Raw genomic sequence first — 12,650 nt, forward strand, 5'->3', positions numbered from 1 at the left:
AAGCCGAGCATTGCTCGGCTTTTTTGTATTTGTGGTTTATTTTAATTTTTTTATCCAATCACTTGCTGGTTCTGGCTTATGCAAATGATAGCCTTGCATAATTACTTCAGGGTACTCTTGGAATAAATCAAAGTGGGACTGATTCTCTACTCCTTCGGCAACAACTTTCAACTGAAATAGCTTTCCTAAGCTAACAATCATATCAATAATTAATTTATCGTTGTTATCAGTCGGCGCATCAAACACAAATGAGCGGTCTATCTTCAATTCTTGAATAGGCAATTGTTTGAGGTAGGTAAGGCTTGAATAACCCGTACCAAAGTCATCAATGGATACACGAACACCTAAGTTTTTTAGGTATTGTACCGCCTCAATGGCGGACTCTATGTGATTGAGTAAGGTGCCTTCAATAATTTCGATAGTTAACTGGTTTGGTTTTATTTCGTAAAACTCTATTTTAGTTTTTAATAATGATAGGAAACGTGCTTCATGAAAGTGTCTACCACTAATATTTACCGATAAGCTCAGTGTTGAATGACGATCATCTAACTGTTGAATAAGCGACAAAGAATTTGTAAGTACCCATGAGTCTAGTTCATAAATAATGTCTGACTCTTCAGCAATAGGAATAAACTCAGCGGGGCTAATAAAGCCTTTCTCAGGATGCATCCACCGTAAGAGCACTTCGCCACCTTTTAACTTTTGCTGACTATCAAATTGAGACTGAACATAAAGTGTTAATTCATTTTGCGATATTGCTTTTCGTAAGTCTTGTTCAATTTCAAAGCGGCGCTTTGCCTGTTCACCAAAAGAGTTATCAAAGAAAGTGACTCTATTACCGCCTTTTTCTTTTGCTTTATAACAAGCAGCTTCGCAGTTTCTGATCGTTTCAATCGCATTTTCCCACTGATCTTCTCTAGGGAAAATATAGGTGCCGATGCTAATTGTAATACTTATTTGTTGATCATCAATTATGAAAGGCTCGTTAATAACTCTTAATAACTCTTGTGCCTTATGTTCTGCAATTTCTTGTGATCTTAGTCGACCAACGCCTTTGTCAACACTACTCAAAGCGGCAAATTCATCGCTGCCTAAGCGTGCAATAACGTCTTTTTTATCAAGTTTATTATGGATACGATTGGCAAGTTCTTTAAGAACTTTGTCGCCTGCTAACAAACCAAGGCCATCATTAATTGAGTGAAAGCTGTCTATGTCTATTATATAAATATAAGCGTAGTTATTGTCTAAAGAACATCGCTGTAATTGTTGTTCTAGCTGCTTTAGAAAACCGTTTCGGTTAGGTAAAGCGGTTAGCTCGTCATGCCAAGTAAGGTAGTCAATGCGTTCTTGGGTTACTTTCAAACTCGAAATATCACTAAATACACCAATGAAATGAATATTTGTGTCTTGTTCACCTTTTACCATACTTAGTGTCAGTAATTCAGGGTATAGCTCACCATTTTTACGACGCGTAACGAGCTCTCCGCTCCAATAACCGGCTTTGTTAGCGTGTTGCCAAACATTATTGAAGCTTATACCTGCTTGGTTATTTTGTTTTAGTTTATGTAACTTAATATCTAGCGCTTCGGCTTCAGTAAAGCCTGTGATACGGCAAAAGGAAGGGTTAACAGCAATTATTTTACCATCGGAATCAGTAATAACAACACCATCGGCAGTACTCACCAACGCCTGATAGAAAAGCTTTTGTTTAGATGATAATTGCTTAAGCTCCTCTTCTCTTTCACTTAATTCTTGTGCTAGAGATTCTATTTCAAGGAGCTTATCGTGCAGGTCAAAGTTCTTCTCTATAAGTCGGTCTAACATACCCTGAGATGTTATGTGAGTACGAATCCTGGCTCTTACTAAAGCAAGTTTATAAGGCTTGTGGATATAATCAATAGCACCTAATTCAAACCCATGTTCTTCTGAGTCTTCAGTGGTCAGTGCTGTCACAAAAATAATGGGGATTCCTTTGGTATTTTGGCGTGATTTTAATATTTCACATACTTCATAGCCATCCATACCCGGCATCATTATATCAAGCAGAATTAAATCAGGGCGTGTTGATTCTATAAAAGTTAGGGCTTGTTCGCCGCTAATAGATACTCTTACGTCATAGTCAGCAAGTAACCCTTCAACTAATACATGAAGATTATTTGGCTCATCATCAACAATTAACACTAAGGGTTTGTGTTTTTTATCTTGAGCTTCACTAATATTTTTAGCCGGATACATCGAATGCACATTCAATCCTTTTGAGTCTTTAATATCTAATCTAGCTTAGTTTTTTACGCTTGGCTAATTTAAATTGTCATCACGAAATTGGCTTATCAACTCTAATACTAATTGATAGTCAAATTGATTTATTGCCGACTTAAGTCCGAGTAAAGGATGGGGAGATTTCAAAGTGAAGCCATTTAAGCTTCTTACTAAGCTGCTAGGAATTGGCTTTGAGTTAATTGTTAATTCATAAATTTTATCAATAAGGGTTGTAAGTTCGCTTGCATTTTCATTGCCCTCTAAATTGACATCTTCGCTAAGGCGTTGAGTTGTTAGATACTGTTTAATTGCATGCAAAGTAATTACAAATTGCTCACTAAACAGTGAAAATGAAACAACTTCTTTATTGCGTATTTGAGATTCAATTTTTTTAGCTAGCTGCTCTAAAACTTCTAATCCTAAAGTGCCCGCTAAACCCTTTATTGCATGAACATGGCGAGCAAGTTCAATATTATTATTAGTTTCTTGTAGCTTTTGAAACTTTACAATAAAGTTTTCATAGTCTATCGCGAACTGTGTAATCAATTTATTTAGCAAACGTTCATTATTATCTAAGTTATCAAGTGCTAGAGGGATATTAATGAGTAAACCACTTTGGGGCGTTGATAAATTCTTTTCAAGGCTTTGAAATAGCATATCAAAAATGAGGGGCTTGGTTAAAAAGTCATTCATACCTGCATCAATAGCTGCCTTTTTATCCTCAGGAAGTACTGCCGCGGTTAATGCAACTATTGGTAGCGTTTCACCATTTTCTCTAATTTTACTGGTGGCTAAAATACCATCCATTACTGGCATTTGAATATCCATAAAAATAATGTCGAATATATTGTTTTTAACACACTCAACGGCTTCCAGCCCGTTCATTGCCGTTACAATGTCTAGATCTAATTTTTTTAACATTGCAGAGGTGATTTCTATATTCAGAGGGTTATCGTCAACAATGAGTGCTTTTATACCAGTAAATTTAATCAAGTTATCAGGCTTTGGGGTGATGCTTGCTTTGCTTTCAGATGCAAGTAATTTTAAGATATCCGACTGTTTGTAACTGTTATTTATAATATGTACATTTTTTTGTGTTGGCTGGGTGTGAGGCTGATCGGTATCCGTAATTATTATGATGATTTTTAAATTGTTTTTAGATAGCTGACTGCTTTCAGTGAGTTTTTGAAGAATAATACTGTTTTTGGCTTCTTCTTGCGTCAATGACAAAATGACAATATCAAAAGGAGAGCTTGGTTGAGATATTTTAGCGAGAGCGCGTAGCGGCTCTTCTGTTGTTTCGGGTGTTATTCCAACACTGCTGAGTAAAGACACAAGTTGGGCAGCTTGTTCTTTTTGTGGCGTAATGAGTAAGGCTCGTTTTTTTTGTCTGTGTTGTGGTGAAAGTTTAAATGGTAAGGTGAAATAAAACTCACTGCCTTTATCTTTTTCGCTTCGAATTTGAATTTTTCCACCGAGTACTTTTGTAAATTGTTGGCTAATAGTTAACCCAAGCCCCGTGCCACCGTATTTGCGAGTAATAGAAGCATCACCTTGATAAAAAGAGTTAAATACTTTCTCGACCTGTTCAGGTTCAATTCCTACGCCTGTATCTTTAATACAAAACCTTAAATCAATTATGTTTTTTTGTTGGGATATTGTTTCTACAATTAACTGAATTTTCCCATGTTCAGTGAATTTTATTGCGTTTCCGACGCAATTATTGATGATTTGGTTCAGATGAAATGGATCCCCTATCAGCTCTAAATGTGGGTCAGCATGTAGATTAAATTCAAGTGCTAAGCCTTTTTGATTCGCGGTATCTTTAAATAAATTGCCCGTGTTTTTTACAATAGAGTCGAGAGTAAATGGTATTTCTTCTATTTTTATTTTTTTTGATTCAAGTTTAGAAAAATCTAAAATATTATTCAGGATATGCAGTAAATTATGTGCACTTGAATATGCTTTGTCTGCGTAATGTTGCTGTTTAGTAGGTAAAGTACTGTCTCTTAAAAGCTGTAGCATACCTAATACGCCATTCATTGGTGTTCGCAGCTCGTGACTCATATTTGCCACAAAGTCACTTTTTGTTTTGTTAGCACTTTCGGCTTGTGCTATCGCAACTGTAAGCTCTTTGTTCATAGTCTCCATTTGGATATTTAACGCCTGCGTTTCAATCAGTAACTCTTTGGTTTGCTGATTTTTTTGATACAACATATTTGCTGCTTTTATTACTGCGGATATCTCGCTTTGATTATGATGGTTTTTATTGAGCGTAACTTGTTTTTCATTACTCATATCGTTTAGTAAAGTGGTTAACTGAGTAATTGGTTTAATGACCGATCTAAAAATAAAGTAGCCGACTGATATAACAATAATCGTAATTAATAAAGCGAATAAATTCGCTTGTTCTGTGTAGCTTATTAGGTGGGAGCTGAGCTGTTTTTCAGTTTCATTAAATTTCAGTTTTTCAGTTTTTTTGACTTGATTAGCTAAATAGAGTAATTCGTTTTCAATACCAGTAAGCACAACATTAATCGAAAAAGTGTAGCTACGTGTCAGCAGCATTAATTGGCTGTAAGCTTTCTTTAAGTTTGTAATCGTGTTCATGGAGACACTGCTTATGCTAGGTGCTTTCGCTAATTTTGAGTGTAAATGCTCAAGGTTTTTATTAACATTTTGTGCTTCGTCAAAATTAGGTTTATACAGGTAACTTACTACCGCGTGCTCTAGGTTGCTTATAGTAAGCAATATATCGCTAAAAATAGCTTTGCTTTTAGGGGAAGCTTGCGTTTCTAATTTCGTTATCTGTATTTTTAGATCTGTAATAGGTTGTTTAAATTGCGTTATGTAAAGTTGCTCTCGTTTAGTTCGATTCATCACAATTTGATTGAACGTGTCTTGATAGTTACTTAGGTAGTCACCAAGTCTGTTTAGTGCACTTTGATACTCTAAAGAATGCTCTACAGAATTGCTTTTTAAGAGATTGAGGTTTTTATTTGCTTCATTTAAATAAAGGTCGAATTTTTCGATTGTATTTTGATTTGCTTTATCAACATAAGCAATCGCCTGACTTTGCAGTGAAATAACATCGTTTTCTAAACGCGTTACACTTTCATTTTGCATCAGTGCATTGTGTTGTGCTTTTTGTAAGTTTAATAATGATTTTTGTGAATAATTAAATAAATAGCTTTGCAGTACTAATAAGCTCATAAGTAAGCACAAAGCTAAAATTATTTTTGATTTTATCGAACGAATTTTCATTAGCGACTAATTAACTCATGCCATTTTTGCAAACTGTAATCGTAGGTTGGCATAACACTGTTCCATACTGCAACATTACTGAAACGTTTGAGATAACTACCTCCATTTCGTTCCTCTCCTGCTTTTATCGTTATATCACCGTTGGTATTTCGTAAGTCTATTTCAGTTGCTTTACCATCGTACCAGTAGTCCCATTCAGAAGAACTCAGTAGTGGCTTTGAGCGTTCAGGGTTGCTAATGTAATAACCTTGACGAGCTATAAAAGCCCCCGGCCAACCTGATAACCACCAATTCATATAATCGTAAGCAGCATCTTTAACGCTATTTTGTGTTTGTGACGATAAGCACATCACACCGTGCCAGCCTCTGTAACCCTCTTTTGGAGCGGCAAAGCGCACATTAACACCTTGGCTATTAAGCGCGGCTACTGCTGGTGAGAACATGCTCTCTATATGCGCACGTTTGCTCTTCATAAACTCGATTGATTCTGGCACAGAGTTCCAGTACCCACTAAAGTGACCTTGGCGTTTAAAATCAAGTAATATACTAAAGAGTCGATCCATTTCTGAACGCGTTATTGAACCGATATTATTAAATTTTATGAGGCCTTTGCTTTGTGCAGCTAAGGCCAAATCGAATAATCCGATAGTAGGGGCATTTACAATGGCTACTTTTCCTCGGTTCGTATCATCTAATAGCCAACTCCAGCTTTCTGTTTCGTAAGCTATACCTGGTTTGATGAAATCAGTGTTGTAACCAAAAGAGTCAACATTGTGCACATAAGGCAAAAAGCTTATGTGATCGCTTTCGTGCTCGCTTAATGTACCATCGGGTTGGACATTTAATAATTTATACGGAGCATCGCCTGCACCAATATTTGCATTTTCGGTGAGCTTTCCTGTTTTAGTAAGGTTGTTAATTTCATTAAAGTAAGTGAGTCGTTTTTTTTCTATTGGCTGTATAGAGCCTGCATTCCACAGCACATTTATGCTATTTGACCATTGTTCGTATAGATCAAAGGAGCTTGGGGCCATTGACGCTCTTTGTAAAACGGCTGCACTGCCTGCGGGTGTAAATTCGATATTAATACCCAAGTCGCTCATCGCTTGTTTTCGAATAGCATCTTGTAATGTGACATGTGTACCAAGGACTCTTAAAGTGACTTTTTTTCGGGCAAAAACATAAGGAGCTTGCATAATCGCGCCAGCAGTCAAACCAATAACAGCAAGTTTTTTTAACGTTGAGCGCTTAGGGGTGTCCATGATAAGCCTAAAGCATTAATACATATGACATTATATATAGCTAATAAGTTGTAAAGACTCAAGTTGAAAGTTATAAAAATTAGTTAGAAAAGAAAGTAATTAACACTACGAAAAAATAGTTTTTGTTTTTTGATGAGGAGTTAGGAAAGTGGTGGAGCTAAGCAGGATCGAACTGCTGACCTCCTGCGTGCAAGGCAGGCGCTCTCCCAGCTGAGCTATAGCCCCACATTCCTAAATTACGATTTACGTAATTACTTGGCTGCTGAGTTCCAAGCGGGACGAACTTTAAATTTTTTTATAAATTTGGTCAAGTATTTTTTCGCTAATTTTTACTGTTTATGACAAATTTTGATAGACTCGGCTTAATTACAAACTAAAACGACAAAAAACATGAAAAAAAGTGTTCTAGTGATGATGGTTTTACTCGCAGGTTGTGCGTCAAGTGACGGGCCTCCTTTTGAAATAAACAACAAACAGTTTCATGAAAAAAAGATGCGCAAGGTAATAAAATTTTTGCTTATGTTGTTTCAGTAAAAGCTAAGCATCGTGAAAACTTTAATCTTGACCGTGGTCCTAATAACAGACCAAGTCGTGGTGAGGTTAAGCAATATATTGAGCAAGAGCATTTTGAAGAGTCGAGTGTTTTAAAGTTGCAGCTAGAAGACCAAGCTGTTGAGTTATTAAATCAAGAGCTAAAAGAGCGTCAGTATTGCGATAACGAACACGAAGTCAATGACGTTATATGGCGAGATTTGAGTGTGCAATTAAGAGGACGTTGTTTGTAATATGTTGGCTGATAAAACTAAGTTAGCAGAGCTTTTAGCGCACCTAGATATTAATTACGATGTAATAGAGCATCCGCCGCTGCATACTAGCTTAGCGGCTGATGAGTTTATGATTGAGCGCCCAGGTACACGTCTTAAAAATTTATTTTTACGTGACAATGAGGGTAAGCGACATTTTTTAGTTATTACAGCGCACGATAAACAACTCGACTTAAAGGTATTGTCAAAGCAGCAAGGTCTTTCACGCTTAGGGTTTGCATCAAGTGAGCGGCTAGCTAAATATTTAAAAGTGGCTCCTGGGTGTGTATCTATGTTGGCTCTTTTAAATGATAAGCAAAACGAAGTGAGCTTATGGGTTGACCAAGATATTTGGGGTGGCGATTTGTTCCATTGTCATCCATTTGAAAATACCCAAACATGGTTGCTTAGCAAGGCTGACTTAGAAACTTTTTTTAATTACACAAAGCATCAACCGCGAGTTGTATTTTTACCCTCAAAATAAGCCCACACAATTAACGATAAACCGCATAAGCAAACCGCAAGCAGCGTAAACATAAACGCTGTTTGCCCATAATGTTGGTATACCACACCGGGTAATAACGACCCTAATGCACCACCACTGTAATAAAATGATACATACCCGCCATTGGTTACGCTTGGTGGGGCTTTACTTATTTTGTTAACGAGCGGCGCTGCAGTTGAATGGATTACAAACATTGCCCCACAAAACAAAGTAAATGCGATTAAAAATAAGCTAAGTTGGTGGCTCATTAATAAAATGATACTCACACTATAAAAACTAAATACAGCGACTAAAAGATGCCAAGCTGAAGGTGTTTTTTTAAGCAACCAAGGTGCAGTAATAGAGGCGAGTGCACCAATTAAATAACCACTGTAAACTAAACCTATGTCACGAGTATTGGTAATTAAAAACGTGTTTTGTAATATAAACGGTAAGTAATTAAGTAGTGCAGCGAAACAAAAAAACATACAAAAAACGGCGCCATACACTTTAAGTACAGCACCTTCTTTAAGTTGTTTAAGGTAATCTAGAGGGGGGAGCTGCGACGGTGTAGCTGGGTTTGAAAAGCGAGAATGCTTAATTGTTAAAGCCAAAAAAATAAGCATAAAAGCAATAACATAATAAAAACTTTGCCAATGCCACAAATCGCTAAACAAAGCGGCGAGTACGCGGCCAAAGTAACCTCCAACTATACTGCTACCAATATACAGAGTCATATTTTTTTGAAGGGCATCTGCGCTGTAGCTCATGCCTATATAACTAGTCATTGCTGTTAAAGCTGCTGGAAGCGTTAAACCTTGTAGAAATCTAACCAAGAGTAAAAGTTCAAAGCTCGGTACATAAATGAAAAGCAGGCTACTAAGTCCTAAAAATACCATTGCAATACGCAATACGAGTAATGGGTTGCGTTTTGCTAAAAGTACACCATAAACAAGTGGTGCAATGGCCAAGGGTAGCATAGTTGCGGTCATTAAGCTGCCAGCTACCGCAGGGACTACATTAAACTCATTCGCAAAAAGACTGAGTAAGGGCTGTGGCGCATAAAGTACAAAAAATATAAATACTGAGCAAACGAGTAGATGAGGTAAACGCATTATATGCCTTGTACATTTGCTGATTGGTTAGGCGGCATTGTATTAAAAATTGCTTTTAATTCATAATTAAAAGCACGCTCTTTGCGCTATATCATGGTTTGTTTTAACTAGTTTGTTAGATTAATGTCGATAGCGCTGTTATTTAGACTCGTTGGTGATTAAAATAACCTTAATATTAGTTTTTAGTGGAACAAAGCCATGGGTTCATTACAAGACCAATTGCTTCAAGCAGGATTAACAACATCGCATAATGCTAAAGTTGCTAAATCAGAAAAACGTAAGCAACAAAAAAAGCAAAAGAAAGGGGCTACTAGTAACCCAAGTGATCTGCAAAAGCACATCCAACAAACCAAGCTAGAGCAGCAAAAAAAGGCTGAAGAGCTTAACCAAACACGCCAAGTTAGCTTAAAGCAGCGCGAACAAGAAGCGCGTGTTAAACAAATTTTAGAGCACCACAACCAAGACGCTATTCGTGGTGAGCGCACATTTAATTTTACTTATCAAAACAAAGTAAAAAATATCGATGTGAACGAGAAAACGCAAAAAGCGTTATCGGGTGGTCGTTTAGCTATCTGTGTACTAGAAGGGCAATTTTACGTTTTAGACGATGAACCAGCGCGTAAAGTGGCTGAAGTTGACGAAAAGTATATTGTTTTTCATGTAGAGCCTGAAAACAAGCCAAAAGATGAAGACGACCCATATGCAGACTTTGAAGTACCAGATGATATAGTTTGGTAATACCCCATTAAGGGGAAGCTCATTTTTGTTTGTTAAGATAAATGAGTAGAAACGGGTTAGCAGTTTTTGGTTAAGTTGATCGTCTAGCGTCGTTTCGTACGTATGCTTTTTATTTGATTGTTTACTACAATCAATAGAACAGTTTTTTCTAACCGTCAAAAAAGAAGAGTAAATACAATGAGCAAGATGAAAACACTACTATTAGGTGCGGGTATTACTTTAGCTGCAAGCTTTTCGTTTAATGCAGCTGCTGCTGATGGCGCTGCACTTTATACCGCTAAAAATTGTCAAACCTGTCATGGCGCTGAAGGTAAAGCACCAATTATGGGTATGTACCCTAAGCTAAATGGTCAAAATAAAGACTACTTAGTAGCGCAAATGAAAGACATTAAATCAGGTGCACGTAACAACGGTATGACCATGGCCATGAAAGCAATGGTTGCAACGGTAACAGATGAAGAGTTTGACGCAATTGCAGATTACCTCGCTAACGTAAAATAATTTACGCAATTATACCATTTGAATGCAATTGGTATTTTAGCTTTATAAACAGCCACACAATAGTGTGGCTGTTTTGTTTGGTGTTTGCTATAAAATAGAGACTGCTTTAGACTTCTAAACATCTGTTCGTACAGATTGATAATGTACGTTTTAAAAGGCTTATTATGTTTGATTTACCCCAACTCGATTTAAAAAATAAAGTATCAGCACAAGAGTGGCAACTTCGTGTTGATTTAGCCGCATGTTATAGACTGGTAGAGCACTTTCGTTGGGGGGATTTAATCTATACGCATTTATCAGCACGTTTGCCTGGCACCGACCACTACTTAGTGAATGCCTTTGGTTTAACCTTTGATGAAGTAACTGCCTCTAATTTAGTGAAGGTCGACTTAGACGGCAACATTATTGACGATACGCCATTTAGTATTAATCCAGCTGGTTTTACTATTCACAGTGCGATTCACGAGGTACGCGAAGACGCTCATTGTGTTATTCACCTTCATACTAAAGAAACAATCGCAGTCGCTACACAAAAAAATGGTTTGTTACCGCTTAGCCAATATTCAATGTTTTCACTGCCATCGCTTTCTTATCATGGCTACGAAGGGCTTGCAGTAAACGACGATGAACGAAAAGTACTGCAAGATGATTTGGGCAGCACTAACCATATGTTATTGGTAAACCACGGTGGCTTAACGGTAGGCCCAACGGTAGGTGATGCGTTTATGCGCTTTTATGATTTACAGCGCGCATGCGAAATTCAATTAGCGCTACAATCAAGCTCGCAAGAGGTTATTGAAGTGCCGCAGCCTATAATCGACAATATTTATAATCAAGCAAACGTAGTACACAGCGGCAGCACTGGCGGGCAACTTGCGTGGCCTGCGATGTTGCGTAAAGCGTACCGACTTGACTCTAGTTTTGCAAAATAACCCATAGCGGTTAATAAGGAATTTTAATGAAAGTAAATCGCGTTGAAGTATTTGATATTCACTGTCCTGATAGGCCTTCTTGGACACCTGTATTTGTACGTATTCATACTGACGAAGGTATTAGTGGTGTTGGCGAGGCAGGCCTTGCTTACGATTTAGGCCACAGTGCAGCCGCTGCTATGATTAAAGAAATGGCCGACGCCTTTTTAATCGGCCACGACCCTTTTCAAACAGAAAAACTATGGTCACGTATGTTACGTGAGAGCTTTTGGGGTTTAGGCGGCGGACCAGTTGTATATGCTGCAATGAGCGCAATTGATACCGCACTTTGGGATATAAAAGGTAAAGCGCTTGGTTTACCTGTATATCAATTATTAGGCGGTAAAGTTAACGACAAACTACGTACATACGCATCGCAATTACAGTTTGACTGGGATAGCGAATTTAAAGCGCTAGTACAGCCGCAAGAATATGCAGAAGCTGCTTTGAAAGCGATGGCCGAAGGCTATGATGCAGTTAAAGTAGATCCAATTCAGTACGATAAAGACGGCAATACTTATTACGATCGTACAAAAATAATCTCACGTACTGAAATGAAGTTATACCGTGCGCGCATGCAAGCTATTCGCGAAGCAGTAGGCGATGAAGTGGATATTATTTTTGAATGCCACAGTTTACCAGGCGTGACAACAGCCATTCAGTTGGGTGAAATTGCAGAAGAATTTGACTGTATGTACTTTGAAGAGCCAGTTAACTACCTAAACCACTCATTACACGCAAAAGTAGCAGATAAAGTTAATGTGCCTATTGCTGGTGGCGAACGTCTGTATAACCGCTGGGGAGTGCGCCCATATTTAGAAGATCAAAGTATTGATGTTCTACAGCCAGATATTGGTTTGTGCGGTGGTTTTACCGAAACTAAGAAAGTATGTGACTACGCTGATATTTTTGATGTGCGAATTCAAGCTCACGTATGTGGCGGCCCTGTTGCAACCGCAGCATCACTGCATTTAGAAACGGCTATCCCTAACTTTTTAATTCATGAGCACCATACTTATGCGATTAAAAAATGGAACCGCGAGTTATGTTTGCAAGATCCACAGCCTAAAAACGGCTTCTTTGAAGTATCAGAAGAGCCAGGGTTGGGTATTGAGCTAAATGACGAGATTGTTATGCGCTCTCAGCGAGTTGAAATTAAGTAGCCAATGCGTTGAGATTGATAATATTACACTTTAAAAAATAAACTATTAAAAATAAGTTAGACCGACTATTTCAGCCGGTCTAATTTATTA

The 12,650-nt window shown here is 37.7% G+C and carries 9 protein-coding genes, 1 tRNA gene and 1 pseudogene; 6 read left to right on the forward strand and 5 right to left on the reverse strand.

What is annotated here, in order from left to right; translation table 11 throughout:
- Positions 1-36: 36 nt before the first annotated feature.
- The 4 genes from P20495_RS02335 to P20495_RS02320 all read right to left on the reverse strand — a co-directional run bounded on the left by P20495_RS02335 (position 37) and on the right by P20495_RS02320 (position 7,010).
- The gene (locus P20495_RS02335) at positions 37-2,235 is read right to left on the reverse strand and encodes an EAL domain-containing protein (protein ID WP_008138844.1); all 2,199 of its coding nucleotides are present in this window, start codon (positions 2,233-2,235) and stop codon (positions 37-39) included.
- A gap of 63 nt (positions 2,236-2,298) precedes the next feature.
- Entirely contained in the window at positions 2,299-5,472 is a 3,174-nt protein-coding gene (locus P20495_RS02330) for a response regulator (RefSeq protein ID WP_232525486.1), read from the reverse strand.
- Between the two features lie 50 nt (positions 5,473-5,522).
- Complete coding sequence (locus P20495_RS02325) at positions 5,523-6,785, reverse strand: PotD/PotF family extracellular solute-binding protein (protein WP_008138849.1); 1,263 nt, start codon at positions 6,783-6,785, stop codon at positions 5,523-5,525.
- 149 nt (positions 6,786-6,934) lie between these two features.
- Positions 6,935-7,010, reverse strand: a tRNA-Ala gene (locus P20495_RS02320).
- A gap of 165 nt (positions 7,011-7,175) precedes the next feature.
- Here P20495_RS02320 and P20495_RS21020 point away from each other — a divergent pair.
- Together P20495_RS21020 and P20495_RS02315 are read left to right on the forward strand one after the other, a co-directional pair.
- Positions 7,176-7,570 (forward strand): annotated as a pseudogene (locus P20495_RS21020) (hypothetical protein).
- Between the two features lies 1 nt (position 7,571).
- Positions 7,572-8,072: a prolyl-tRNA synthetase associated domain-containing protein gene (locus P20495_RS02315; protein WP_008138855.1), complete on the forward strand. Its 501-nt coding sequence runs from the start codon at positions 7,572-7,574 to the stop codon at positions 8,070-8,072.
- Here P20495_RS02315 and P20495_RS02310 read toward each other — a convergent pair.
- Positions 8,039-9,187 carry an MFS transporter gene (locus tag P20495_RS02310; protein WP_008138856.1) on the reverse strand — a complete coding sequence of 383 codons (1,149 nt, stop codon included), beginning with the start codon at positions 9,185-9,187 and terminating at the stop codon, positions 8,039-8,041. The two genes, P20495_RS02315 and P20495_RS02310, sit on opposite strands and share 34 nt — an antisense overlap.
- A 198-nt stretch (positions 9,188-9,385) precedes the next feature.
- On the opposite strand from P20495_RS02310, the gene P20495_RS02305 reads away from it, so the two are divergent.
- The 4 genes from P20495_RS02305 to P20495_RS02290 all read left to right on the forward strand — a co-directional run bounded on the left by P20495_RS02305 (position 9,386) and on the right by P20495_RS02290 (position 12,560).
- On the forward strand, positions 9,386-9,925 hold the full coding sequence (locus P20495_RS02305) for a DUF2058 domain-containing protein (RefSeq protein WP_002957867.1): 540 nt from the start codon (positions 9,386-9,388) through the stop codon (positions 9,923-9,925).
- A gap of 177 nt (positions 9,926-10,102) precedes the next feature.
- Entirely contained in the window at positions 10,103-10,426 is a 324-nt protein-coding gene (locus tag P20495_RS02300) for a c-type cytochrome (RefSeq protein WP_033016362.1), read from the forward strand.
- Positions 10,427-10,590: 164 nt separating this feature from the next.
- Positions 10,591-11,358, forward strand: a complete 768-nt coding sequence (locus P20495_RS02295; RefSeq protein ID WP_007375955.1) for a class II aldolase/adducin family protein — start codon at positions 10,591-10,593, stop codon at positions 11,356-11,358.
- A 26-nt stretch (positions 11,359-11,384) separates the two neighbouring features.
- Positions 11,385-12,560, forward strand: coding sequence for a mandelate racemase/muconate lactonizing enzyme family protein (locus P20495_RS02290; RefSeq protein WP_007375956.1), 1,176 nt, complete (start codon positions 11,385-11,387; stop codon positions 12,558-12,560).
- Positions 12,561-12,650: the final 90 nt, after the last annotated feature.

Origin of the sequence: Pseudoalteromonas sp. BSi20495 (genome assembly GCF_000241185.1) — a bacterium.
Classification (GTDB): Bacteria; Pseudomonadota; Gammaproteobacteria; order Enterobacterales; family Alteromonadaceae; genus Pseudoalteromonas; species Pseudoalteromonas fuliginea.